The sequence below is a fragment of the Cedecea neteri genome, from assembly GCF_000757825.1.
Taxonomy (GTDB): domain Bacteria; phylum Pseudomonadota; class Gammaproteobacteria; order Enterobacterales; family Enterobacteriaceae; genus Cedecea; species Cedecea selenatireducens.
This window is the reverse complement of record NZ_CP009451.1, coordinates 1,278,896-1,304,151: the sequence shown is the minus strand read 5'-3', so window position 1 is coordinate 1,304,151 and position 25,256 is coordinate 1,278,896. Positions and strand designations below refer to the sequence as shown.

Sequence of the window (25,256 nt, the reverse complement as noted above, 5' to 3'; positions counted from 1 at the left end):
AGCGTTCGGGAATTACTTCTCTTCGACGACCGGGCTACCTAAACCGCGGTTGTTGAACTCCCACATGCGGTTGAAGCCTGGGTCATTCAGGTCGCGTTTGATCGCACCCTTATCGTCTTTGGTGCCAACGTTGCCCGCGAACGGACGCTTAGACTCCAGCGCATCGCCCCACGGTTTAGCCGTGTTGAAGCCTTCATTGATCACGCTGTCGCGGATAACAACCTGACCATTTGCAGTCTGGCCGTTTTCGCTGCCGGCTAAATCCCAGGAGCGACCCAGCTGAGCGTCACCGGCTGCGGTAAAGCGGCTGTTGATTGCCAGGAAGCCGTAGTAGATGTTCGGCAGAGTGGCTGGCGCGAACACCGAACCTTCTTTAGTGCGGCTGTTCACCAGGCGGAAATCGGTGTTATCGAACACCACTGCACCACGGCCGGCGACCACGTCCACATCCCCTTCGATGTAGCTGTTGGTCACCAGCGTGCGTGGCTGACGGTTGGTCAGCATGCGGTTCTGAACGTCGCTGTTGGTGACGAAGAAGGTATTCTGACGGCCCAGCAGGTGAACGTTGTTCAACTGTACTTTGTCGCCATCGCTGCGCAACGCCACGGCCTGGTGGTTACCGGCATCCACGTTATCACCCAGGGTGTTCTGGATAGTCAGGTTCTGCAGCTGCAGACCATTATTTTGCGACCAAACGGCGGCGGAACACATCACGCCAACGGTCGCGCTACGGCGGCTCTGGCAGCTGTCAAACATGTACCATGCAGGCTTCCCAGGCATGTATTTACCCGCCGGGTTAACGGTGCGGCGCCACGTTACCGGGTCGGTTTCGGAGTCCAGCGTCAGGCCAATTTTAACATCGTCTGCATTACCTGAAGTCCCGTACAGCGTTACGCTCCCGGAGGCGGCCGGAATATACACGGTACCTTCATATTCACCCGGCATAATGGCGATATAAAGTCGGGAGCTGCTGTGCTTGATAATCGCTGCATCGACGGCGGCCTGAATTGACGTGTGGGTTACCCCGGCTGTGCCAGCAGGGCCAACCACGAAATCAGGTTGCTGAGGAGTACGAATCGAGGATGGCGTCCACGCGGCTTCATTTGGATTCATTGACGTGAAGTAGCGTGCAGCCACAAAATTCTGCGCTTCGTCAGCCGCCAGGATCGGGCGGGACTGGGTTCCCGGCGCCACCTGAGTAGACGGTTTGTCCTGGGGTGGGGTTGAGCTACATGCACTCAGCGCCACGGCGAAAGCCAGGGCTGCGGCGCGACGAGAAACCGATAATGTGTTCAAGGTTGCTCCTTGCTGTACGGTGGAATAGAGGGTTATTTCAAAACCTGCTTTTTATACTAAGTTGAGCGAAACGGGAAGCCGATTTGTGCAAATCGGCTTCAGAAAGAGGGAAGAGGGCATTATCCGATGATGAAAAGGGCGCGGTTAATCTTTTTCTACGGTGTACTGGCCGTCTTTCTTGCGAATAATATATTTGTGGTCACTGTCGCAGGAGACGGTGAGTGAGCCGCCAAATGCCGCAGGATAAACGCTGTTCACGGTATCGCATTGATAACCCGCCTGGCGAATCACCGACTGCGATTCCGACTTTAGCTGTGGCGACCCCGTGTCGGCAAAGGCATTGCCTGCCATCAGGCAGAAGCTGAGCACAACGATTCTCTTCATTTTCTGTCTCTCTGTGATGTGAAACTGGTGAAACGTTAATCGGCAGCGAGGCGGGAAGGGATTAATAACTTAACTGGATTTATTTGTGTAAATTAATTTCAGAAACAGGTTAGCGAGTAAGAAGAACCCGCCGGCAGGCGATGCCGGCGTGGTTGAGGCAGGAGCTAACTAAAAAACGCAGGGTCTTCCACCGCTGTTGCAACGGCAGAAATCAATTTATCCAACTGCGCAGGGCTGATGACATAAGGTGGCATCAGGTAAATCAGGCGGCCAAACGGACGGATCCAGACGCCCTGTTCGACAAAGAAACGCTGTAACGCCGCCATATCGACAGGCCTGTGTGTTTCTACAACGCCTATTGCGCCCAAAACGCGGACATCGGCAACGTGCTCACTTGCTGCAAGCGGCAGCAAGCCTTCCCGAAGCTGATGCTCAATGGCCGGAACCTGCTGCTGCCAGTCTCCCTCTGCCAGCAGCGCCAGGCTTTCGCCGGCAACGGCGCAGGCCAGAGGGTTCCCCATAAACGTTGGGCCATGCATAAAGCATCCGGCTTCACCGTCGCTGATGGTTTCCGCAACGTGACGGGTGGCAAGCGTAGCGGAGAGCGTCATGGTGCCGCCGGTCAATGCTTTGCCCAGACACATAATGTCCGGTGAAATACCCGCGTGGTCACAGGCAAACAGCTTCCCGGTGCGGCCAAAGCCCGTTGCGATTTCATCGGCAATCAGCAAGATTCCTTCCCTATCGCACATGCGGCGGATGCGACGTAGCCATTCAGGATGGTAGAAACGCATTCCCCCGGCTCCCTGCACCACCGGCTCCAGAATAATCGCAGCAATCTCTTCCCGGTGTGCGGCCATCAGGCGTGCAAACGGAACCATGTCCATCTCGTTCCACTCATCGCCAAACCTACATTGCGGAGCCGGAGCAAACAGATGTTCAGGCAAATAGCCCTGCCACAGGCTATGCATAGAGTTATCGGGATCGCAGACCGACATCGCGCCAAAAGTATCGCCGTGATAGCCGTTCCGGAAGGTCAGGAAGCGCTGGCGCGGCTGGCCTTTTGCATGCCAGTACTGCAGCGCCATTTTCATGGCGACCTCGACGGCCACTGAACCGGAATCGGCCAGAAACACGCATTCCAACGGCGCGGGCGTCATCGCCACCAGCTTGCGGCAAAGCTCAACGGCAGGCGGGTGGGTGATTCCGCCAAACATCACGTGCGACATGCTGTCTATCTGGGCCTTCATCGCCTGATTCAGCCGTGGGTGATTGTAGCCATGGATAGCCGCCCACCAGGACGACATGCCGTCGACGAGCAGGCGTCCGTCATCCAGCTGCAGTTCGCAGCCGGTCGCAGCCACAACGGGATAAACCGGCAGCGGCTGACTCATTGAAGTGTAAGGGTGCCAGATATGTCGCTGGTCGAACGCTAAATCAGCAGGAGTCATAGGGTGACTTGTAAACCATTTAAAAAACATTTAGGTTTACGAGTATAACGTCAATCGATTTTCTAAAACACCCCTTTTGGAGAGGCCCCATGGCTCACCACGCACGCTGGACAATGTCGCAGGTCACTGCTTTATTTCAAAAACCTTTGTTGGATCTGCTGTTTGAAGCCCAACAAACCCACCGTCAGCACTTCGATCCGCGGCAGGTACAGGTCAGTACCTTACTGTCGATCAAAACCGGCGCCTGCCCGGAAGACTGTAAATACTGCCCGCAGAGCGCACGCTACAAAACTGGCCTGGAAGCCGAACGCCTGATGGAAGTTGAGCAGGTGCTGGACTCCGCCCGCAAGGCTAAAAACGCAGGCTCGACGCGTTTTTGTATGGGCGCGGCCTGGAAGAACCCGCATGAGCGAGATATGCCCTACCTTGAGCAGATGGTACAAGGCGTTCGCGCCATGGGGCTGGAAACCTGCATGACGCTGGGTACGCTGACCAATGAACAGGCGCAGCGTCTGGCATCGGCAGGGCTGGACTACTACAACCACAACCTGGACACCTCCCCGGAATTCTACGGCAATATCATCACCACGCGAACCTATCAGGAACGTCTTGATACCCTCGATAAAGTGCGTGATGCAGGGATTAAAGTCTGCTCCGGCGGCATCGTCGGACTGGGCGAAACAGTCACCGACCGCGCCGGCCTGCTACTGCAGCTAGCCAATTTACCCACCCCGCCTGAAAGCGTGCCAATCAACATGCTGGTGAAGGTGAAGGGGACGCCGCTGGCGGATAACGAAGACGTGGATGCCTTTGATTTTATTCGTACCATTGCCGTGGCGCGAATCATGATGCCAGCCTCTTACGTGCGCCTTTCAGCAGGCCGCGAACAAATGAGCGAGCAGACACAGGCGATGTGCTTTATGGCCGGGGCAAACTCCATCTTCTACGGCTGCAAACTGCTGACGACGCCAAACCCGGAAGAGGACAAGGATCTGCAGCTGTTCCGTAAGCTGGGGCTGAACCCGCAGCAAACCACCACCGAAATGGGTGATAACGAACAGCAGGAACGGCTCGCCGGGCAGCTACTGAACGCCGATACCGACAGTTACTACAACGCGGCGGCGGTATGAGCTGGCAGCAGCGAATCTCTGAAGCCTTAAGCGAACGGCGGGCGAGCGCAAGCTTCCGCACCCGGCAGGCCAGTACGCTCGGAAACGGGCGTATTTTTACCGCTAACGACCGGGAATATCTCAACTTCTCCAGTAACGACTACCTGGGGCTAAGCCATCACCCGCAAATTGTGGATGCCTGGCAAAAAGGTGCCGCGCAGTTTGGCGTTGGCAGCGGAGGCTCCGGGCATGTGACGGGCTATAGCCGTGCGCATCAGGCTTTTGAAGAACAGCTTGCCGAGTGGCTGGGATTTGAGCGAGCGCTGCTGTTTATCTCCGGCTACAGCGCCAATCAGGCGGCTATCTCCGCGCTGGCGCAAAAAACGGACACGATTATCGCCGACAAGCTTTGCCATGCCTCGATGATGGAAGCGGCGATGCAAAGTCCGGCCCAGCTGCGCAGGTTCCATCATAACGACGTTCATGCACTTGCTACGCAGCTTGGAAAAACGAATGAGGGCGAGCGGCTGACCCTGACTGAGGGTATTTTCAGCATGGATGGGGACAGCGCGCCGCTGGCTGATATTGCGCAGGCGACACGACAGGCTGGTGGCTGGCTGATGGTCGATGACGCCCACGGCGTTGGCGTAGTGGGTCACGAAGGCCGCGGTAGCTGCCATCAGCAAAATATCAGACCAGACATCCTGGTCGTCACCTTTGGTAAAGCCTTTGGCGGCAGCGGCGCAGCGGTATTGTGTAACGAGGAAACTGCTCATTATCTGCTGCAATTTGCTCGCCATCTGATCTACAGCACCGCCATGCCTCCGGCGCAGGCAGTCTCATTGCAAACTGCATTAAAAGTGGTTCAGCAGGGTGATGTGCTCAGAGAACGGCTTACTGAAAATATTCAGCGCTTTCGACGGGGGGCCACGCAGCTCTCCCTGAAGCTTGCAGATTCGAACAGCGCTATTCAGCCGCTGATTGTGGGCGAGAATCAGCGCACGCTGGATCTCGCTTCTCAACTGCGGGAGCGGGGCTTCTGGCTAACGGCTATTCGCCCTCCGACCGTACCGCCCGGCAGCGCGCGCCTGCGTATCACCCTCACGGCCGCCCATACGTCAGACGATATCGATGCCCTGCTGGAGGCGCTTTATGACGCAGCTGGTTGACAAGGCCTCAGTCGCGGCAGCATTTGGCCGGGCAGCAGGCAGCTACGAACGCTTTGCCGATTTGCAGCGGACCTGCGGAGATTACCTCCTGGAGGGGCTACATGGTCGTCGTGCATCCAGCGTGCTGGACGCCGGCTGTGGTACGGGCTGGTACAGCCGTATATGGCGGGAGAAGGGAAGCGATGTTCTGGCGCTGGATATTTCCAAAGCGATGCTTGAGCAATGCCAGAAAACCCGGTCGGCGCACCGTTTCCTTGAGGGTGATATCGAGTCCATTCCGTTGGCGAATGAACAAGTCGATCTGGTCTGGAGTAATCTTGCCGTGCAGTGGTGCAGCGACCTTCGTCAGGGACTATCCGAGCTGTATCGCGTGGCAAAACCGGACGGTTGCATTGCCTTTACCACGCTGGCGGCAGGCTCGCTGCCTGAACTGCAACAGGCCTGGCGCGGCGTGGATGAAAGGGCGCACGCTAATCAGTTTTTATCCGTTACCGAGATAGAACAAGCCTGCAGTCTCTGGCGAACCGCATTGACCTGCCGGACCGTTAGCCAGCAGTTTCCCGACGTGATGAGCGCGATGCGTTCGCTGAAAGGCGTCGGCGCGACTCACCTGCATGAAGGCCGAAAAAATACCCTGATGACGCGTGGGCAGTTGAATCGGCTCAGCGAAACATGGCCAAAGCAAGATGGGCAGTTTTCCCTCAGTTGGCAGATAATTTTTGGAGTGATTGAACGTGATTAAGAAGTGGTTTGTGACCGGGACCGATACTGAAGTAGGGAAGACCGTTGCCAGCTGTGCGCTGCTACAGGCGGCCAGCGCAGCCGGGTATCGTTCAGTGGGCTATAAGCCCGTAGCTTCTGGCAGTGAAATGACGCCAGAGGGCATCCGTAACAGCGATGCGCTGGCTCTGCAACGCAACGGTTCGGTCGCGTTGCCGTATGAGCAAATTAATCCGCTGGCTTTCATTGAACCTACTTCTCCGCACATCATTAGCGCTGAAGAGCAGCGTCCCATCACCTTTTCCGCAATGTCTGAAGGCCTGCAAAATCTTACCGGTAAAGCCGACTGGATTCAGGTGGAGGGGGCGGGAGGCTGGTTTACTCCACTTTCTGACACCACTACGTTTGCCGAGTGGGCCATCAGTGAACGGCTGCCGGTCATTCTGGTGGTAGGGGTTAAGCTGGGCTGTATTAACCATGCGATGCTCACGGCACAGGCCGTACTTGCCGCAGGGCTGCCGCTTGTTGGCTGGATCGCAAACGGCGTTCAGCCAGCAGGCAAAAGGCACGCAGAGTATCTGGCCACGCTCAGGCAGCGGCTCCCGGCACCTCTGCTGGGGGAGATCCCCTGGCTTGAGGATATCAGCGATGAAACCTCGCTTGGCCACTATATCGATCTCTCCGTCATTGCGGTATAAGCCGCAAAACTAACGCAACAAAAGCCACGCTCGCAGCAGCGCCTCGGGCTGGCTCCCGCTTTAACACATTCCCCAAAGACGAAGATTTTTCTCTGCCGGCAAAGAGTATAGAGTATTTCATAATTTAAGTTGTCATGTGACAACCTTTATGAGATGCTTTTTTAGCCGGAGGAGATATGGCAAGAAAACGGCACCCGCAAAAAGAAATAGAAGCGGCATTAAGCTACGCCGAATTTCAAGGATGGCGGGTCAAAGAGGGCGGTTCTCACTGCTGGGGAAAACTTTATTGTCCGTGGAACGATAAAGCCTGCCGCTGCGGAGAGTTTTGCATCAGCTGCGTGTGGAGCACGCCGCGAAATGCAGAGAACCATGCCAGGCAAATTCGCAGGCTTGTGGACGGATGTGCAAACATAGCATCCCGCAGCGTCCTGCACTAACAAGGAGAACGCATCATGGCGGAATACACGTTTACGCTTATTTTTAACCTGCCCAATAGCCAGAAGGAACCTGAACAGTGGGTTGGCATGCTGGGAGCAGGGGGCTGTGATGATGCCCTTATTGGCATAGGCGTAACGGGGCGTATCGCCCTGAACTTCACCCGTCAAGCCAACGGTGCAGAAGATGCACTGCTGAGCGCGCTAAAGGACGTCTCTCGCATTATTCCAGGTGCTTCGCTGGTTGAAGCCGCACCTGATTTAGTTGGGCTGAGCGACGTAGCCGAACTGCTGGGCGTTTCCCGGCAGTATATTCGAAAAGTGATGGTTTCCCGCGAAGCGTTTCCCACGCCGATACACGACGGAAAAACCGCGTTGTGGAATCTAGAAACGGTTTTACGTTGGATGAATAGCACCGGCGTGAAGTCGATACCTGCGCCGCTGCTGGATGTTGCAAAAGTGACCCGCCAGTGCAATCTTCGCCGGGCATTAACCGCTCTGAATCCGGCATTTCAGGCACGGCTGGAAAACCTGTAAGAGGGAGAGCGTTCAAGGCTCCAGCCAGCCCGCGACGAGCTTATCATCAAGCTGAGAAACATTGCCTTGAGCGACATTTCTGCCTTTGTGCAACAGGCAAAATTTGTCTGCTACACGACGTATAAACGACAGACGCTGTTCAACCAGCAGAATGGTCAGGCCAAAGTCGCGGTTCAGGCGCCGAATAAGGTTGCCCATTTCCGTGATGAAGCGCTGGCCTCCGCCCAGAGTGGGCTCATCCAGTATGAGCAGCTTAGGCTGTAAGACCAGCGCTCTGGCAAGCGCTAACTGCTGCTGCAAATCCGTGTGGAGTTCACCGCTTCTCACCTGCCGCAGGCTGTAGAGTTCGGGAAAAAGATCGTAAATGAGCGCAGGGATGACCCGGGGCGTCCGGTGACCCGCCATCATCGCGATTTGCAGGTTCTCCTCGACGCTCAATTGGGAAAAGATGCGTCTGTCCTGTGGAACGTAGCTGATACCAAGCGCGGCTCGGCTCTCAACGGGCTTATTGACCAGATCCTCCGGTGGCAATCCTGCCTGCTGCCACAGCATGCTGCCGCTTTGTACGGGCAAGTAGCCGGTAATGCAGTTTACCAGCGTGGTTTTCCCCTGTCCGGGCGCGCCAAGCACGCAGGTGCATTCGCCCGGCGTTAGTTCGAGGTCGAGATTCCACAATATGTGATTGTCACCGTAGAACTGATTAACAGCGCGTAAGCTCAGCATGGCTCATCTCCTTGGTTGGGGGAGGCTTCCCCATGGATATGCTGCAATTAGCTTGCCAGCTTGGTGATAAAGCCTGAAAACGACCCTCTCTCCAGGATAAAACTGAGTATTGTCTCCCGGGCGGGGGGAGGATGAGGTAGAGGCTCCCGCTTCGCTGCACCTGACAGGTGCTAAAAAGAACGAATTTGGTGCAATAAAACGCCTTTTAACCTCAGGATATATCTCGATTTCGAGATCTTGCTCAACATGGCCGGGTATAGCGAAATCGAATGAATAGAAGCAAAAAAATTAGCGAAATTTTTTTTTCGACCCCGGCACAGAAAGATCAGGGGTTTTTCCGAGTGGCTAAGCAAAAGGGCTTGCTGCAGTTATCCACTATTCCTGTGGATAACCTTGTGCATTAGAGTTAGAAAACTTGATGAAAGCGAGAGCGGGCGCGGCCTGCGGGCAAATTGGCGCGAAACCGGTCTTTATGAAATATCTACTTAAATTCAATCGCTTAAATAAAATCAACTGCTGCAATAAAACTGTCAAACAATGGGCCTGTGGTTTCCTTACCTCCCTTGACAAATGTTAAAAGGCGAAAAAATTTGGGGATAACCGCTGGCGGCTGGAGATTTATCTGGCAAAGGGGGAAATTGTGGGCAAACAAAACGGCAAAATGTATTGGTTAGCAGGCGTAGTAAAAATGAGAACTGGTGTTTTATACAGTTTTCTACTGGCAAAAATCGCGCTGCCGGGTAAAATTACTCTCCGGCCCGCTCGTTTCTTCATCAGGTAGCCCGTTCATGAGTAAAGCGTTCAAACTGAATTCAGCATTTAAGCCTTCTGGCGACCAGCCAGAAGCAATCCATCGCCTGAAAGACGGGCTTGAAAACGGACTGGCGCACCAGACGCTGCTGGGCGTAACGGGGTCGGGTAAAACCTTCACGGTGGCAAACGTTATTGCCGACCTTCAGCGTCCGACGATGGTGCTGGCACCGAATAAAACGCTGGCAGCGCAGCTTTATGGCGAGATGAAAGAGTTTTTCCCGGACAACGCGGTTGAGTTTTTCGTCTCCTACTACGACTACTACCAGCCAGAGGCCTATGTCCCAAGCTCGGACACTTTCATTGAAAAAGACGCCTCGGTAAACGAGCACATTGAACAGATGCGTCTGTCGGCGACGAAGGCACTGCTTGAACGCAGAGACGTTATCGTGGTGGCCTCCGTGTCGGCAATCTACGGCCTGGGCGACCCTGATTTGTACCTCAAGATGATGCTTCACCTGACGAAGGGCATGATCATCGACCAGCGTTCGATCCTGCGCCGCCTGACCGAGCTGCAATACACGCGTAACGATCAGGCTTTCCAGCGCGGCACGTTCCGCGTGAGAGGGGAGGTGGTGGATATCTTCCCGGCAGAGTCGGATGATCTTGCGCTGCGCGTGGAGTTGTTCGACGAAGAAGTTGAGAGACTGTCGCTGTTTGATCCGCTGACCGGGCAGATCGATCAAACCATTCAGCGCTTCACCATCTACCCTAAGTCGCACTACGTTACGCCGCGTGAGCGCATTGTGCAGGCGATGGAAGACATCAAGGTTGAGCTGGCCGAGCGCCGTAAATTTCTGCTCGCCAATAATAAACTGCTGGAAGAACAGCGTATTGCCCAGCGTACCCAGTTTGATCTCGAGATGATGAACGAACTGGGCTATTGCTCGGGTATCGAAAACTATTCTCGGTATCTTTCAGGGCGTGGTCCCGGCGAGCCACCGCCAACCCTTTTTGACTACCTTCCGGCCGATGGCCTGCTGGTGGTGGATGAATCCCACGTCACCATTCCGCAAATTGGCGGGATGTACCGAGGAGACCGTGCGCGTAAAGAGACGCTGGTGGAATATGGCTTCCGCCTTCCGTCCGCGCTGGATAACCGCCCGCTAAAATTCGAAGAGTTTGAAGCGCTGGCCCCGCAAACTATCTACGTTTCCGCCACGCCGGGTAACTACGAGCTTGAGAAATCCGGCGAGGACATCGTTGACCAGGTTGTACGTCCTACCGGGCTGCTCGATCCGCTGATTGAGGTGCGTCCCGTGGGCACTCAGGTGGATGATTTGCTCTCGGAAATTCGCAAGCGCGTGGCCGTTAACGAACGCGTGCTGGTGACAACGTTGACGAAACGTATGGCGGAAGACCTGACCGAATACCTCGAAGAGCACGGCGAGCGTGTCCGTTATCTGCACTCGGATATCGACACCGTAGAACGTATGGAGATCATCCGCGATTTGCGCCTGGGTGAGTTTGACGTGCTGGTAGGGATAAACCTTCTGCGAGAAGGTCTGGATATGCCGGAAGTGTCGCTGGTGGCGATTCTCGATGCGGACAAAGAAGGCTTCCTGCGCTCCGAGCGTTCGCTTATCCAGACCATCGGTCGCGCGGCGCGTAACATTAACGGCAAAGCGATTCTCTACGGCGACAAAATTACCCCGTCGATGGCGAAGGCGATTGGCGAAACCGAGCGCCGCCGCGAGAAGCAGCAGCGTTACAACGAAGAGAACGGTATTACGCCACAGGGGCTTAATAAGCGAGTGGTAGACGTCCTGCAGCTTGGCGAAGGCATGGCGAAGACCAAAGGGCGGGCTAAAACCAAAGCGCGTAGCGTGATTGAAGATGATGAAATCGTGATGACGCCGAAAGCGCTGCAGCAGAAAATACACCAGCTTGAAGCGAAGATGCTGGAACACGCACAGAATCTTGAGTTTGAAGAAGCGGCGCAGATTCGCGACCAGCTTCACAAGCTGCGCGAACTGTTTATCGCCGCTTCGTAAGCGGTGAGGCTTAGCCGAGCTGCTGCACCGCTTCTTCTAAAGCGGCTCGCAGCAGCTGGCGGTCGTGCCGATATCGAATATCACTGGCTTCCAGCGGCAGCTGAATCACCAGCCTGTCGCTCACTTCGCTGACGTCGACCTGGGGGCCAACTACCACGGCATCCACAACACGTTTTCCAATATGTTGTTCCATCAGCTCCAGTTTTTGGCGCAGTGAAAGGCTGGCCGCGGCAGGGCTAAGCTCTTTGCCCAAATTTCCGATATACACCATCGGCGCTGGGGTGCGGCGCAACGCCTGATCCATCTCTTCAAGCAGCAGAATAGGCATCAGGCTGGTATAAAAACTCCCGGGGCCAATCAGGATCAAATCGGCTTCGGCAATGGCCTCAAGGGCCTCACGCGTGGCCGGTGCTTTAGGGTAAACCGCCAGATCCTGTGGCGGGTTAAGCAACTGATCGATGCTGACTTCGCCATAAACGGTGTTGCCCTGGTCATCGGTCGCCATCAAATCGACCGGGTGTTCCGACATAGGGATCAGCTGTGCATCCACTTTTAGCAGGTTACGAATTAAATTGATGGCCTCCAGAGGGCGCACGCTAAGGTGATCCAACGCCTTTAACATCAGGTTTCCGAGGTTATGCCCTGAAAGTTCGCCGTTACCGCTAAAACGGTATTCAAACATGGTCGACGCCACGCTTGGTTCGGTAATCAGCTGGTTCAGGCAGTTGCGCATATCTCCCCAGGCAATGCCGCCTTCCGAGCGCCGAATACGTCCAGTAGAACCGCCGTTATCGGTGGTGGTGACTATGCCGGTCAAACGTGAACCCAACGAGGAAAGTGATGACATTACGCGGCCCAGACCGTGGCCACCGCCAAGCGCGACTACCCGATCGAGATCTGCAAGCGTGCGATTACGCATAGAAAAGATAATCCTTAAGAGGCATACAGGCGCTTAAGGTAGCGTAAAAGCGCTAGAAAGACGATTCTTGCTCCGTGGATAATGATTCACGTCAAAGTAAAAATTATCTTTTTAAGTACTCTGTAGCGAAATTAAGCAATAACTCCGTTATGTATAGATTTATATAACGAAAACTGATATAGCGCGAAGCAAGATGTCGCGCTACTATCGCAGTAACACACACTCAAGCCCTGGTACCTAAGTCACAAGATAAGGTGCCCTGGCCGCAGCCCCCGAGGTTGCCAGGGTGCAGGAAGAAATGACTGCATCTCCCGTATTTGGAAAGGTGTACTCAGTGTCCCAGCTTACCGATGCTTTTGCGCGTAAGTTCTATTACTTGCGCTTATCAATAACCGACGTCTGCAATTTCCGCTGCAGCTATTGCCTGCCCGACGGCTACAAGCCCCACGGTGTGGCCAATAAAAGCTTTCTCAACGTCGATGAAATCCGCCGCGTCACCCGGGCTTTTGCGGCTTTGGGGACGGAAAAAGTACGCCTGACCGGCGGTGAACCCTCTCTGCGACGGGACTTTACCGACATCATCGCCGCGGTGCGTGAAAACGCCTCTATTCGCCAGCTTGCCGTGACCACCAACGGCTATCGCCTGGCTCGGGACGTTAACGCGTGGCGTGATGCCGGGCTGACCGCCCTTAACGTTAGCGTCGACAGCCTCGATGCCCGCCAGTTTCATGCCATCACCGGCCAGGATAAATTCCGCCTGGTGATGGACGGGATTGATGCCGCTTTCAACGCCGGTTTTGAGCGTGTGAAGGTGAACACCGTGCTGATGCGTGACGTAAACCATAATCAGCTCGAAACCTTCCTTGCCTGGATCAAACCTCGCCCTATCCAGCTACGCTTTATTGAGCTGATGGAAACCGGCGACGGCGGCACGCTTTTCCGCAAACACCATATCTCCGGCAAAACCATCCGTGACCAGCTGCTTGAACGCGGCTGGGTTCACCAGCTTCGTCAGCGCAGCGATGGCCCCGCTCAGGTCTTCTGTCACCCCGACTATGAAGGGGAAATCGGGCTCATCATGCCGTACGAGAAAGATTTCTGTGCCAGCTGTAACCGGCTGCGCGTCTCCTCGGTCGGCAACCTGCACCTTTGCCTTTTTGGCGAACAGGGGATTGCGCTACGAGATCTGCTGGCGGATGACGCCCAACAGAGCGAGCTGGAAGGGCGTATCGCTTCCGCGCTGGCGCAGAAAAAGCAAACCCATTTCCTGCATGACGGTAACACCGGCATCACCCAAAATTTGTCGTATATCGGCGGCTAAAGTCTGCCCAAAAGGAGAATATCGATGAGTCAGGTAAGCGCAGAGTTTATCCCGGCACGAATTGCTATTTTGACGGTGTCCAGCCGCCGCGGCGAAGAAGACGACACCTCAGGTCACTATCTGCTGGAAGTCGCGACGGAAGCGGGGCATCTGGTGGTGGATAAAGCTATCGTCAAAGAAAACCGTTATGCCATCCGCGCTGTGGTTTCGCAGTGGATTGCCGATGAGCAAATTCAGGTTGTGCTGATTAACGGTGGAACCGGATTTACGGATGGAGATCAAACTCCAGAGGCGCTGCTGCCACTGTTCGATCGCGAGGTTGAAGGTTTCGGGGAACTGTTCCGCATGCTCTCTTTTGAAGAGATTGGAACCTCTACGCTGCAGTCTCGCGCCGTGGCGGGTATGGCAAACAAAACGTTGATTTTCGCCATGCCGGGCTCAACCAAAGCCTGCCGCACCGCCTGGGAAAATATCATTCAGGCACAGCTGGATGCCCGCCAGCGTCCTTGCAATTTCCACCCACATCTTAAGAAGTAAGTTATGTCGCAACTCACCCACATTAACGCCGCCGGAGAAGCGCATATGGTGGACGTGTCCGCCAAAGCTGAAACGGCGCGCGAAGCTCGCGCAGAAGCATTTGTTACCATGAAGCCGGAAACGCTGGCAATGATCGTTGACGGCAGCCACCACAAAGGTGACGTGTTTGCCACGGCGCGCATCGCGGGTATTCAGGCCGCGAAACGTACCTGGGAACTGATCCCGCTGTGCCATCCGCTGCTGTTGAGCAAAGTAGAAGTGCAGCTGGAAGCCCAGACTGAACACCACCGCGTACGTATTGAGTCGCTGTGCCGTCTGAGCGGTAAAACCGGCGTTGAGATGGAAGCTCTGACGGCGGCGTCCGTCGCGGCGCTGACCATCTACGACATGTGCAAAGCGGTGCAAAAAGACATGGTTATCGGCCCGGTGCGTTTGCTGGAAAAAAGCGGTGGAAAATCCGGTGACTTCAGGGTGGAACAAAATGCTTAATGTTTTGTTTTTTGCCCAGGTGCGCGAGCTGGTCGACTGCGACAGCCTGACGCTGGATGAAACCTACCGGGATGTAGAGCAGCTACGTGCAGCGTTAGCCACCAGAGGCGATCGCTGGGCGCTGGCGCTGGAATCCGGCAAGCTGCTGGCGGCGGTAAACCAAACGCTGGTGAGCTTCGACCATCCGCTTGCTAAAGGTGACGAAGTCGCTTTCTTCCCACCTGTGACAGGGGGTTAAGTGGACAGCACGCGTATTATTGTTGGCCGCGAGAATTTTAACGTCGGCGAAGAGTACCAGTGGCTTTCTCAGTGTGATGAGGACGGCGCGGTCGTAACCTTCACCGGCAAGGTCCGCAATCATAATCTGGGAGATAGCGTTAGCGCTCTGACGCTCGAACACTACGCGGGGATGACCGAAAAAGCGCTGGCCGAAATCGTTGAAGATGCCAGAAGCCGCTGGCCGCTCCAGCGCGTGACGGTGATTCATCGCATCGGCGAACTGTGGCCGGGGGACGAAATTGTTTTTGTCGGCGTGACGGGCGCACACCGTAGTTCGGCGTTTGAAGCCGCCCAGTTCATTATGGATTACCTGAAAACCCGCGCGCCGTTCTGGAAGCGTGAGGCGACTGAGGAAGGCGACCGCTGGGTTGAGGCGAGAGACAGCGATAAACAGGCGGCTAAACGCTGGTAGGCTGCGCGGCCTGTGGGATGTGTTAATCTTAAAGCGGGTGAGCCAAACAGCTCGCGTCAAAAGCTAAATTCACAACACAGAGGAAGCATCATGGACCGATTCCCGCGTCCCAATGAGACTATCGTGCAGCGTGCCAACACTGGCCTCCAGACCTTTATGGCGCAGGTCTACGGCTGGATGACCTGCGGTCTGCTTTTGACCGCCTTTATTGCCTGGTATGCAGCCAATACTCCGGCGGTAATGCAGTTTGTCTTCTCCAGTAAAATTACCTTCTTTGGCCTGATTATCGTCCAACTGGGGCTGGTTTTTGTGCTCTCAGGCATGGTGCATAAGCTTAGCGCTGGCGTCGCGACGTCGCTGTTTATGCTTTACTCGGCGCTGACCGGGTTGACCATGGCGAGTATTTTCCTGGTATACACCTATTCGTCTATCGCCAGCACGTTCGTGGTTGCCGGCGGGATGTTTGGTGCCATGAGCCTCTATGGCTACACCACTAAGCGTGATCTGAGCGGCTTCGGCAACATGCTGTTTATGGCGCTGATCGGTATCGTTCTCGCCTCTTTGGTTAACTTCTGGCTGAAAAGCGATGCGCTGATGTGGGCTATTACCTATATCGGCGTGGTGGTGTTTGTGGGCTTAACCGCTTACGACACGCAGAAACTGAAAAATATCGGCGAGCAGATTGATACCCGCGACGCGCAAATGCTGCGTAAGTACTCCATTCTTGGCGCTTTAACGCTGTATCTGGACTTTATTAACCTGTTCCTGATGCTGCTGCGTATCTTCGGTAACCGCCGCTAATATACCCATATCCTCTCCTTCGGGAGAGGGTTTTACCCCCGCAGTTTTGCTTTTCTTTCCAGCACTTTTGCCTGCCAGAACGGAAATATATTGCAATACCTGTCACAAAAAGGGGGCGTATTGAGGAAATTTCCGTACACTTGCGTACTCTGATTAACAGGAAGAAATACTCCAGGAGATAAAACATGAAGTGGCAACAACGTGTAAGAGTGAGAACCGGACTGGGTTGCTGGCAGATTATGCTGCATCTTGCGGTGGTCGCTGTCCTGCTCGTTGGCTGGAAAACGGCAACCCTGATCCCCGTGGGAGTAGGGCTGTGCCTGCTTTATGTCGCCACCGTGGTCATGATGTTTATCTTCCAGCGTTTTCATACCGGCCTGCTGCGCGACATCGGTGACTTCCTCGAAGAGCTGACCACCACCTGGTATTTCGGCAATGCGATGATTGCCCTGTGGCTACTGTCACGCGTGGTGCAGAGCCACCTTCTTCTGGGGCTGGCCGGCCTGGCGATGCTCGCGGGACCGGCTATTTACTCTCTGCTCGCGAAAGACAAATCAGGCAATCTTGCGCCTAAACATCCAGTACGCCGCTGATCCTGTCGTGGCCGCAATCACCAGCAGCGGCCATAAACTCTGCCAGACAATCCCAAAGTTCGCATCCTTCAGGTAAATCTGCTTCGTGATGTCGGTGAAATGGCGAATCGGGTTTATCCACGTTAAATCCTGCAGCCACACCGGCATGTTTTCTACCGGCGAGACATAGCCGGAAAGCAGGATCGCCGGCATCATAAAGACAAACACGCCGATAAACGCCTGCTGCTGGGTGGAGCAGAGGGCGGAAATCAGCAGCCCGAATCCCACCAGCGACAGCCCGTAGATAATCATCGTGAAGTAAAACAGCAGCAGCGAGCCGGAGAAGGGGATGTGATAGCCCCAAATCCCTACCGCCAGCACGATACTGGCCTGAACCAGCGCGACAATCTGTGCCGGAACCGCCTTGCCGATAAAGATTTGCCAGGTGGCCAGAGGAGAAACCAGCAGCTGGTCGAGCGTGCCTTGCTCACGTTCACGGGCGACGGAAAGCGATGTCACGATCATCACCCCGATGGTGGTTATCATCGCTATCAGCGACGGCACCACGAACCATTTGTAATCCAGGTTTGGGTTATACCAGTTGCGGATCGTCAGCTCGCTATTGTTTGGCTTCGGCATGCCCGTCATCAGCTCTTGCTGGTAGTTATTAACGATTTGCTGGAGATAGTTGGCGGCAATCTGGGCGCTGTTTGAGTTGCGCCCGTCGAGCAGAATTTGCAGCTTCGCCGGCTGCTGGCTGGCGATGTCGCGCGAGAAATTAGCCGGGAAGCGAATCAGCAGTAACGCTTTCTGGTTGTCGATGGTCGGCTGTATTTCCTGCGGGCTTTTTAGCAGCAGCACGTTGCTGAAGGCGCTGGCGCGAGCAAAGCGTTGGGTCAGCTCAATAGAATGGCTGCCGTTATCCTCGTTATAAATGGCGATGGTGGCGTTAGTCACCTCAAGGGTGGCGGCAAACGGAAACAAAAGCACCTGTAGCAGCACCGGCAAAATCAGGATGGCGCGGGTCTGCGGCTCGCGCAGCAGCGACTGAAGCTCTTTGCGAATTAGCGTCCATAAACGATAAAACATGCTTTCTCCCTTAATCGAGCCGACGTTTAGTTCTCAGCGCCGTCAGGCCGATAAACATCACCGCCGAGGCAATTAAAAACAGCGTGTTGACGATAAGCACCGAGGTGATATTGCCGGCCAAAAACAGGCTTTGTAGGGTGCTGACGAAGTAGCGTGCCGGAATAACATAGGTTACTGCCCGGATAATGGCCGGCATGCTGTCTATCTGGAAAATAAAGCCTGACAGCATGATGGACGGCAAAAAGGCGGCGTTAAGCGCGACCTGAGCGGCATTGAACTGGTTGCGCGTAATGGTGGAAATCAGCAAGCCCATGCCCAGCGTGCTGAGTAAAAAGAGGCTGGTTATCAGGAACAGCAGAATCAGCGAGCCGCGCCACGGCACGCCGAGGATAAACACCGTCACCAGCATACAAAGCAGCATCGCCAGCATGCCCAGCACGTAGTAAGGCACCAGCTTGCAGAGCAGCAGTTCGGTGCGCGTCACCTGGGTTGAAAGCAGCGCCTCCATGGTGCCGCGCTCCCATTCCCGGGCCACGACCAGTGAGGTCAGTATCGCGCCGATAACCGTCATAATGATGGTCACCGCACCGGGAATAATAAAGTGCTGGCTGATGGCGGCGGGGTTAAACCAGTAGCGAAGCTGCACGTCGATTAGCGGCTCAAAATGTTCGCCGCGATCTTCCGCCCGCTGCTGTTGCCAAAGCTGCCAGATCCCCTGCATATAGCCCTGAACAAAGTTAGCCGTGTTCGGTTCACTGCCGTCGGTAATGACCTGAATCGGGGCCGTGGCGCCGGGCCGCGCCATATTTTGTGCAAAGTCGGTGGGAATAGTGACCATGCCGCGTATTTTCCCGGCCTGCATCAGCTGAATAAGCTGTTCGCGGTTATCGCTGATGGTGGGCTGAATAAACGGCGAGGCGCTGATGGCATGGGTGAAATCCAGAGCGTCTTCACTCTGCTGCTCGATCAGAACGCCGACGTGAAGGCGGCTGGAGTCGAGGTTGATGCCGTAGCCGAAGATAAACAGCAGCAGCAAAGGGATAACCACGGCGATTAACCAACTGCTGGGGTCGCGCACAATTTGCCGCGTTTCTTTCACGCACAGGGCACGGACGCGGCGCCACGATACCCTCTGGCTATGTTCGCTCATCGCTATGTTCCTTATCCCATTCGTGAATCAGCCCGATAAACGCCTGCTCCATGGTCGGGTCCGGCGTGTCGTCATCCGCCACCTGCTGCTTCAGGTCGTCCGGCGTGCCGCTGGCAATCAGCTTGCCCCGGTACACCAGGCCTATACGGTCGCAGTATTCGGCCTCATCCATAAAGTGAGTGGTCACCATCACCGTGACGCCTTTCTCCACCATGCTGTTGATATGCAGCCAGAATTCGCGTCGGGTAATCGGGTCGACGCCGGAGGTTGGTTCATCAAGAAACAGAATGTCCGGCTCGTGCATCAGCGAACAGGCGAGCGCCAGCCGCTGCTTAAAGCCCAGTGGAAGCGAGTCCGTAGTGCTATTGGCGATAGGCTGCAGCGCAAACGCCTCGCTCATGCGGTTAATTTTGTCCTGCTGAGCGCGCCCACGCAGGCCATAAACCCCGGAGAAGAAACGTAGGTTTTGCGCCACCGTCAGGTTGCCGTAAAGCGAGAATTTCTGAGCCATATAGCCAAGATGCTGGCGCGCCTTGCCTGAGCTGGTTTTCAGGTCCATATCCAGCACCAGCGCCTTACCCGAAGTGGGGACTAACAAACCGCACATCATCTTGAAGGTGGTGGACTTTCCCGCGCCGTTGGGGCCGAGCAGCCCGAAGATTTCACCGCGCTTAACGGCAAAGTTAACGTGGTCGGTTGCCGCAAAGTCGCCAAATTTTTTGGTCAGCTCTTCGGCCTGAATCACCGTCTCGCCGGACTCGCCTTCAACGGTATGAAGAATATCGCCGAGTGGGGATTCGTTAGTGGTGGCCCCGCCCAGTAAATCAATAAAGGCGTCTTCAAAGCGCGGGTCGGTTTCTTTCAGGCTGGACTCAGAGACATCCAACGCGTTAGCCAGTTCGCTGATGTTGGAATCCTTAGCAAGGATAAGCCGTACAGAGCGTCCCTGAATCACACCGTCGCTGACCTGCGGTAGCTTCAGGGCCCGCTGAAGAAGCTGGCGGTTGTTTTCGTGCTCATGGCTGACCAGCAGCGAGCGCCCGGCCATCTTCTGCGTCAGCGCTGTCGGCGCGCCGTGATAAAGCAGCTCACCTTCGTTCATCAGCAAAATTTCCCGGCACTGCTCGGCTTCGTCCAGATATGACGTGCTCCAGAGGATCAGCATGCCTTCACCCGCCAGCTCGTGCACCATCTGCCACAGTTCACGCCTTGAGATAGGGTCAACGCCCACGCCGGGCTCATCCAGCAGCAGTACCTTAGGCTGGCCGACCAGGGTGCAGGCCAGGCCAAGTTTTTGCTTCATCCCACCGGAGAGCTTGCCCGCCAGGCGCCCGGTAAATGGCCCCAGGGCTGTAAACTCCAGCAGTCGGGCAAACGTGCTCTTACGCTGCTCCCCGGTCACGCCTCGCAGGTCGGCATAAAGCGTGAGGTTTTCCATCACCGTTAAATCTTCGTACAGGCCAAACTTTTGCGGCATATAGCCCAGTTCAGCACGCAGGGCGCGATCGTCTTTAATCGGGTCGAGGCCGATAACCGAGGCCGTTCCTTCGCCAGGTTGCAGCAAACCGGCAAGCATCCTCATCAGCGTGGTTTTCCCCGCGCCGTCGGGGCCAACCAGCCCGGTCACTGCTCCCGCGTGAATTTCGCAATCAAGGCTGGCGACCGCCGGTTTTTCCAGATCGGGGAAGCGTTTTACCAGCCCCTGCAGGCGAATTACCGCGTCATTGCTGCTCATGCTGTGTTCCGCCGTTGAATTTCACCGTGACCGGCATGCCCTGGCGCAGCGCGTCATCTGCATCGGTGACGATAATACGTAAGCGATAGACTAAATCCGTGCGCAGATCCGGTGTTTCAACCGTTTTTGGGGTGAACTCCGCAGTCGGTGACACAAAACCTACCTTGCCGTGGTAAGGCTTGTCCGGGCGGCCATCGGTGTAAATCAGCAGTTCGCTGCCGGGTTTGGCCTGCCTAAGATTGGTTTCGTCGATATAGGCGCGGATCCACACCGGGCGGGTAAGTGAAAGCGTGAGTACCGTACTGCCTGCGTTAAGCATGCTGCCGGGCTCAACGGCGCGGGTTAACAGCGTGCCGTCAGAAGGAGCGAGCAGGGTGGTGTCCTGCAGGTCGAGCTGAGACTGTGCCAGCTGCGCTTTAGCCTGCTGCAGGCTGGCCTGAGCCTGAGCAATTTCCTGCGGGCGGTTGCCGCTGCGGTATTGGCTGAGTTTGTCCTGGGCCGCTTTCAGCGTGGCTTTTGCCTGGTCGCTTGAGGAGCGGGCGTTGGCTAAGTCATTCGCCGAGATGGTTTTTGTCGCCCAAAGTCCCTGCTGGCGCTGGTAAAAGTTCTGCGCATAATCATAGGCGGCCTGGGCCTGATTAACCTGAGCGGCCGCCTGAGCAATTTCTTCATCGCGATAGCCGGCAATGATCAAATCGTATTTGGCCTGCGCCGCCGCCACGTTTGCCTCTGCCTGACGCAGGGCGTTTTCATAAGGCGCTTTGTCAATCAACCCCAATGGCTCACCGGCCTTGATGGCATCGCCCTCGTCAACCTCAAGCGCTGCAAGACGACCGCCAACGCGGAAGCTCAGGTTAACGGTGCGAATATCCACGTTGCCGTAAAGCGTTAGCTCACTGTTCTGCTGGCTTTGATACCATTTCCAGCCACCAAAGGCCGCGGCCACGAGCACTAAAATGACAATGACGGCAATCACCGGCTTCTTACTGTTCATCACTAGCGTGTCCTCTGTTTACGGATAATCCCTGCAGGATGAAATCAACGTGGCTCAGCACCACGCGGCTTATTTGCTGCACCTTTGCCTGGTCAAACTGCGGCCAGCCGGTGCGTAACAGAATCGTCTCTCGCCCAAGCCGGAAGGCCAGCACCTGGCCGAGCAGCGTATGGGTATGCAAAATCGTGTCGGTATCAAAAGGATCCCGCCCGGTGTAGTGCGCAACCAGCGTGGTCAGCAGGGAGTGCATGGGGTCGATAACCTGCTGGTGAATAAGCTGATAGGCAGCGGTGGGGGAAAGCTGTTCGCGGGAGATAAATTTGCTCAGATTAAGCGTGTCGTCCGCGGTCAGCAGGGCGATCATTTGCCCGAGCGCGGTATGAATAAGATGGCGTATTTTCTGTTTGTCCGGCTCGGTCTGGTTTAGTAGCGACTCTGCGGCGGCAACGTGCTCGTGAAAATTACCGCTGATGAAGTCGGCAATACACTGAGCGGAGGCCATATACAGCGCTTCTTTGGAGCCAAAGTAATAGGTAATGGCGGCTATATTTTGCCCGGCCTGAGCGGCGATATCGCGCGTAGTAGCATGCATGCCGTATTCGGCAAATTGCGCTATCGCGGCGGTAATTAGCGTATTTTTAGCCTGCTCTCCGCGGCTGGTGACGGGCGTCGGCGAAGGCGTCATACCGACCTCTTAAAAGTTAATCAATCGATTGATTAAGCGTAAGCAAAGTTATCGAGCCTGTCCAGCACAAGGCTTTATTCTGTTGACTGCGCCGAAAGTGAGAATTTATGCGGAAGATCACAAAAACTGCTACACTGCTCGCGAACGGCGCCGTGGTTTGCGCCTCCTCTCTTCGCCAGCTTAGCGCTGGCGCGTGATGTTCCCCCTGGAAACTACACCGCACATTGCGGTCAGGGCGGTTCTGGAGTTCCTATGTCTTTTGATTCTCTCGGCCTGAATGCCGATATTTTGCGTGCGGTGGAAGAGCAGGGCTATCGTGAGCCTACCCCAATCCAGCGTCAGGCAATTCCGGTAGTGTTAGCAGGCCGTGACCTGATGGCCAGTGCCCAAACCGGTACCGGCAAGACCGCAGGTTTTACCCTGCCGCTGTTACAGCGCCTGACCGACAGCGCGCCTCACCTGAAGGGCCGTCGCCCGGTGCGTGCGCTGATCCTCACCCCTACCCGCGAACTGGCGGCGCAGATTGGTGAGAACGTCCGCGACTACAGCAAATATTTGAATATCCGCTCGCTGGTTGTCTTCGGCGGCGTGAGCATTAACCCGCAGATGATGAAGCTGCGCGGTGGCGTGGATGTGCTGGTAGCGACCCCGGGTCGTCTGCTGGATCTTGAGCATCAGAACGCCGTGAAACTCGACCAAATCGAGATCCTCGTACTGGATGAAGCCGACCGCATGCTGGACATGGGCTTTATCCATGATATCCGCCGCGTGCTGGCTAAGCTGCCTGCGCGTCGCCAGAACCTGCTGTTCTCGGCAACCTTCTCCGACGACATTAAAGGCCTGGCTGAAAAGCTGCTGCATAACCCGGAAGAAGTGGAAGTGGCTCGCCGCAACACGGCTTCTGAGCAGGTCACTCAGCACGTTCACTTTGTGGATAAAAAGCGCAAGCGGGAACTGTTGTCGCAGATGATTGGCGAAGGCGACTGGCAGCAGGTGCTGGTGTTTACCCGCACCAAGCATGGCGCTAACCACCTTGCTGAGCAGCTGCAAAAAGACGGCATTACCGCGGCGGCAATCCACGGTAACAAGAGTCAGGGTGCCCGTACTCGCGCGCTGGCCGACTTCAAAAGCGGCGGCATTCGCGTGCTGGTTGCGACCGATATCGCGGCTCGCGGGCTGGATATCGAAGAGCTGCCGCACGTCGTTAACTACGAGCTGCCGAACGTCCCGGAAGACTACGTGCACCGTATTGGCCGTACCGGTCGTGCGGCGGCCACGGGCGAAGCACTGTCTCTGGTTTGTGTCGATGAGCATAAGCTGTTGCGTGATATTGAGCGTCTACTGAAGCGTGAGATCCCACGCATGGCGCTGGAGGGATACGCGGTTGATCCGTCGATTCCAGCCGAGCCTATCGTGAACGGTCGCCAGCAGCGTGGCGGCGGCGGCGGCGGTCGTGGTGGCCAGGGCGGTCGCGGTGGTCAAAGCCAGGGGCAGGGCCAACGTCGCAGCGGCAACGGCGGTAGCGCTAATGCCTCCGGCGATCGTAACAACGGCCCGCGTCGCAGCGGTAAACCGCAGGGCGAAGGTGCAGCGAAGCCGGCAGGTGAAAACGCCCGTCGTCGTCGTCCACCGCGTAAGCCAGCCTCGGCGCAGTAAGTTTTTTATACCCTCACCCTAACCCTCTCCCTAAAAGGGAGAGGGGATTAAAGACGTCCTGTGTTCCCCTTCGGGGCGAGGGGCTATGTTTTCCCCCTTCTCCTCTTTGGGGAGAGGGCCGGGGTGAGGGGACAACAACACAAATATTATCGGATGCGTCATGCGTGTTCTTCTTGCCCCGATGGAAGGCGTTCTCGACTCTTTAGTTCGCGAACTTCTTACCGAGGTTAACGACTACGATCTCTGTATCACCGAATTTCTTCGCGTGGTCGATCAGCTTTTACCGGCTAAATCCTTTCTCAAACTTTGCCCTGAACTTAACCACGCCAGCCGCACGCCGTCTGGAACGTTGGTCCGCGTTCAGCTGTTAGGGCAGTACCCACAGTGGCTGGCTGAGAACGCCGCTCGCGCGGTCGAGCTGGGTTCCTGGGGCGTTGACCTGAACTGCGGTTGCCCGTCTAAGCTGGTCAACGGCAGCGGCGGGGGCGCTACTCTGCTGAAAGATCCTGAACTTATTTATCGTGGGGCGAAAGCCATGCGTGAGGCCGTTCCCGCGCATTTACCGGTCACGGTAAAAATTCGCCTCGGCTGGGACAGCGGCGCGCGGCAGTTTGAAATTGCCGATGCGGTGGAGCAGGCGGGGGCGACGGAGCTGGTGGTTCACGGGCGCACCAAAGAAGATGGCTATAAAGCCGAGCTTATCAACTGGGGTGCTATCGGCGAAATTCGCCAGCGGCTGTCGATTCCGGTCATCGCTAACGGTGAAATCTGGGACTGGCAAAGCGCGCAGGACTGCCTTACGGCGACGGGGTGTGACTCTGTGATGATCGGCCGCGGGGCGTTAAATGTACCGAACCTGAGCCGCGTGATTAAATATAACGAAGCACGTATGCCGTGGGCCGACGTCGTTACGCTTTTGCAAAAATACAGCCGCCTCGAAAAACAGGGCGACACGGGTATGTACCACGTGGCGCGTATTAAGCAGTGGCTTGGCTATTTGCGTAAAGAATACGTAGAGGCAACGGAACTGTTTACGGTTATTCGTACGCTAAAAACGTCCGGAGATATCGCCCACGTGATTGGTGCGTTGAAATAAATTTTCCTATAGAACCCGTTAATTGATGCTTTAATTAATGGGCTTTTTTTTGTTGTATAACTTCCTTTCTTACATTCAATTCTGAATCGGCTTCACAAATTTCCATCTTTCTTCTTTTTAATGCTGGAGCTTATTTCAGTGAGATGACAGTATGACGGCGTAAAATAAATAAAGGATTGTTACTGTCTAACAGGCA

The 25,256-nt window shown here is 55.7% G+C and carries 26 protein-coding genes and 1 riboswitch; of the genes, 16 read left to right on the top strand and 10 right to left on the bottom strand.

Annotated features, from left to right (window positions below):
- Nucleotides 1–12: 12 nt before the first annotated feature.
- The 3 genes from JT31_RS05855 to bioA all read right to left on the bottom strand — a co-directional run bounded on the left by JT31_RS05855 (nt 13) and on the right by bioA (nt 3,131).
- Nucleotides 13–1,296: a putative acyl-CoA thioester hydrolase gene (locus JT31_RS05855; RefSeq protein WP_038474500.1), complete on the bottom strand. Its 1,284-nt coding sequence runs from the start codon at nt 1,294–1,296 to the stop codon at nt 13–15.
- 144 nt (nt 1,297–1,440) lie between these two features.
- A complete protein-coding gene (locus JT31_RS05850; protein WP_038474496.1) occupies nt 1,441–1,680 on the bottom strand; it encodes a hypothetical protein in 240 nt (79 codons plus the stop codon).
- A gap of 164 nt (nt 1,681–1,844) precedes the next feature.
- A complete protein-coding gene (bioA, locus tag JT31_RS05845; protein WP_038474481.1) occupies nt 1,845–3,131 on the bottom strand; it encodes an adenosylmethionine--8-amino-7-oxononanoate transaminase in 1,287 nt (428 codons plus the stop codon).
- A gap of 89 nt (nt 3,132–3,220) precedes the next feature.
- On the opposite strand from bioA, the gene bioB reads away from it, so the two are divergent.
- From bioB to JT31_RS05820, 6 genes are all read left to right on the top strand, one after another.
- Nucleotides 3,221–4,261, top strand: coding sequence for a biotin synthase BioB (gene bioB, locus JT31_RS05840; RefSeq protein ID WP_038474478.1), 1,041 nt, complete (start codon nt 3,221–3,223; stop codon nt 4,259–4,261).
- Nucleotides 4,258–5,409 carry an 8-amino-7-oxononanoate synthase gene (gene bioF, locus JT31_RS05835; protein ID WP_038474475.1) on the top strand — a complete coding sequence of 384 codons (1,152 nt, stop codon included), beginning with the start codon at nt 4,258–4,260 and terminating at the stop codon, nt 5,407–5,409. The genes bioB and bioF overlap by 4 nt, the downstream gene beginning before the upstream one ends.
- On the top strand, nt 5,393–6,151 hold the full coding sequence (gene bioC / locus JT31_RS05830) for a malonyl-ACP O-methyltransferase BioC (protein WP_038474473.1): 759 nt from the start codon (nt 5,393–5,395) through the stop codon (nt 6,149–6,151). The genes bioF and bioC overlap by 17 nt, the downstream gene beginning before the upstream one ends.
- The gene (gene bioD, locus JT31_RS05825) at nt 6,144–6,827 is read left to right on the top strand and encodes a dethiobiotin synthase (protein ID WP_038474470.1); all 684 of its coding nucleotides are present in this window, start codon (nt 6,144–6,146) and stop codon (nt 6,825–6,827) included. The genes bioC and bioD overlap by 8 nt, the downstream gene beginning before the upstream one ends.
- 176 nt (nt 6,828–7,003) lie before the next feature.
- Nucleotides 7,004–7,264 (top strand): hypothetical protein, encoded by a 261-nt coding sequence (locus tag JT31_RS24075; protein ID WP_071842934.1) that lies wholly within the window; start codon nt 7,004–7,006, stop codon nt 7,262–7,264.
- A 15-nt stretch (nt 7,265–7,279) separates the two neighbouring features.
- Complete coding sequence (locus JT31_RS05820; RefSeq protein WP_038474467.1) at nt 7,280–7,798, top strand: helix-turn-helix transcriptional regulator; 519 nt, start codon at nt 7,280–7,282, stop codon at nt 7,796–7,798.
- Between the two features lie 12 nt (nt 7,799–7,810).
- On the opposite strand, the gene JT31_RS05815 is transcribed toward JT31_RS05820, so the two are convergent.
- Nucleotides 7,811–8,521, bottom strand: coding sequence for an ABC transporter ATP-binding protein (locus tag JT31_RS05815; RefSeq protein WP_038474464.1), 711 nt, complete (start codon nt 8,519–8,521; stop codon nt 7,811–7,813).
- Between the two features lie 788 nt (nt 8,522–9,309).
- Between JT31_RS05815 and uvrB the strand changes: the two genes are divergently transcribed.
- Nucleotides 9,310–11,325: an excinuclease ABC subunit UvrB gene (uvrB, locus tag JT31_RS05810; RefSeq protein ID WP_038474461.1), complete on the top strand. Its 2,016-nt coding sequence runs from the start codon at nt 9,310–9,312 to the stop codon at nt 11,323–11,325.
- Between the two features lie 10 nt (nt 11,326–11,335).
- On the opposite strand, the gene yvcK is transcribed toward uvrB, so the two are convergent.
- A complete protein-coding gene (gene yvcK, locus JT31_RS05805) occupies nt 11,336–12,244 on the bottom strand; it encodes a uridine diphosphate-N-acetylglucosamine-binding protein YvcK (RefSeq protein WP_038474458.1) in 909 nt (302 codons plus the stop codon).
- A 208-nt stretch (nt 12,245–12,452) separates the two neighbouring features.
- Nucleotides 12,453–12,587: riboswitch (molybdenum cofactor riboswitch) on the top strand.
- On the opposite strand from yvcK, the gene moaA reads away from it, so the two are divergent.
- The 7 genes from moaA to JT31_RS05770 all read left to right on the top strand — a co-directional run bounded on the left by moaA (nt 12,543) and on the right by JT31_RS05770 (nt 16,676).
- Nucleotides 12,543–13,565, top strand: coding sequence for a GTP 3',8-cyclase MoaA (moaA, locus tag JT31_RS05800; protein WP_038474457.1), 1,023 nt, complete (start codon nt 12,543–12,545; stop codon nt 13,563–13,565). It overlaps the preceding riboswitch by 45 nt.
- Before the next feature lie 24 nt (nt 13,566–13,589).
- Nucleotides 13,590–14,102, top strand: coding sequence for a molybdenum cofactor biosynthesis protein B (moaB, locus tag JT31_RS05795; RefSeq protein WP_038474454.1), 513 nt, complete (start codon nt 13,590–13,592; stop codon nt 14,100–14,102).
- A 3-nt stretch (nt 14,103–14,105) separates the two neighbouring features.
- Nucleotides 14,106–14,591: a cyclic pyranopterin monophosphate synthase MoaC gene (moaC, locus tag JT31_RS05790; RefSeq protein ID WP_038474451.1), complete on the top strand. Its 486-nt coding sequence runs from the start codon at nt 14,106–14,108 to the stop codon at nt 14,589–14,591.
- Nucleotides 14,584–14,829 (top strand): molybdopterin synthase sulfur carrier subunit, encoded by a 246-nt coding sequence (gene moaD / locus JT31_RS05785; RefSeq protein WP_038474448.1) that lies wholly within the window; start codon nt 14,584–14,586, stop codon nt 14,827–14,829. Before moaC ends, moaD begins: the two co-directional genes overlap by 8 nt.
- The gene (gene moaE / locus JT31_RS05780; RefSeq protein WP_038474446.1) at nt 14,830–15,282 is read left to right on the top strand and encodes a molybdopterin synthase catalytic subunit MoaE; all 453 of its coding nucleotides are present in this window, start codon (nt 14,830–14,832) and stop codon (nt 15,280–15,282) included.
- 90 nt (nt 15,283–15,372) lie between these two features.
- Nucleotides 15,373–16,083, top strand: coding sequence for a Bax inhibitor-1 family protein (locus JT31_RS05775; protein WP_038474443.1), 711 nt, complete (start codon nt 15,373–15,375; stop codon nt 16,081–16,083).
- A gap of 185 nt (nt 16,084–16,268) precedes the next feature.
- Complete coding sequence (locus JT31_RS05770; protein ID WP_038474441.1) at nt 16,269–16,676, top strand: YbhQ family protein; 408 nt, start codon at nt 16,269–16,271, stop codon at nt 16,674–16,676.
- On the opposite strand, the gene JT31_RS05765 is transcribed toward JT31_RS05770, so the two are convergent.
- The 5 genes from JT31_RS05765 to cecR are packed head-to-tail and all read right to left on the bottom strand — an operon-like array spanning nt 16,638 to nt 22,308.
- On the bottom strand, nt 16,638–17,744 hold the full coding sequence (locus tag JT31_RS05765) for an ABC transporter permease (protein WP_038474437.1): 1,107 nt from the start codon (nt 17,742–17,744) through the stop codon (nt 16,638–16,640). The two genes, JT31_RS05770 and JT31_RS05765, sit on opposite strands and share 39 nt — an antisense overlap.
- 10 nt (nt 17,745–17,754) lie before the next feature.
- Nucleotides 17,755–18,894 (bottom strand): ABC transporter permease, encoded by a 1,140-nt coding sequence (locus JT31_RS05760; protein WP_038474434.1) that lies wholly within the window; start codon nt 18,892–18,894, stop codon nt 17,755–17,757.
- Nucleotides 18,881–20,629, bottom strand: coding sequence for an ATP-binding cassette domain-containing protein (locus tag JT31_RS05755; RefSeq protein WP_038474433.1), 1,749 nt, complete (start codon nt 20,627–20,629; stop codon nt 18,881–18,883). Before JT31_RS05755 ends, JT31_RS05760 begins: the two co-directional genes overlap by 14 nt.
- A complete protein-coding gene (gene hlyD / locus JT31_RS05750; RefSeq protein ID WP_038474430.1) occupies nt 20,616–21,623 on the bottom strand; it encodes a secretion protein HlyD in 1,008 nt (335 codons plus the stop codon). Before hlyD ends, JT31_RS05755 begins: the two co-directional genes overlap by 14 nt.
- On the bottom strand, nt 21,613–22,308 hold the full coding sequence (cecR, locus tag JT31_RS05745) for a transcriptional regulator CecR (protein WP_038474427.1): 696 nt from the start codon (nt 22,306–22,308) through the stop codon (nt 21,613–21,615). The genes hlyD and cecR overlap by 11 nt, the downstream gene beginning before the upstream one ends.
- A 252-nt stretch (nt 22,309–22,560) precedes the next feature.
- On the opposite strand from cecR, the gene rhlE reads away from it, so the two are divergent.
- Both rhlE and dusC read left to right on the top strand, forming a co-directional pair.
- Entirely contained in the window at nt 22,561–23,964 is a 1,404-nt protein-coding gene (rhlE, locus tag JT31_RS05740; protein ID WP_038474424.1) for an ATP-dependent RNA helicase RhlE, read from the top strand.
- 160 nt (nt 23,965–24,124) lie between these two features.
- On the top strand, nt 24,125–25,060 hold the full coding sequence (dusC, locus tag JT31_RS05735) for a tRNA dihydrouridine(16) synthase DusC (protein ID WP_038474421.1): 936 nt from the start codon (nt 24,125–24,127) through the stop codon (nt 25,058–25,060).
- Nucleotides 25,061–25,256: the final 196 nt, after the last annotated feature.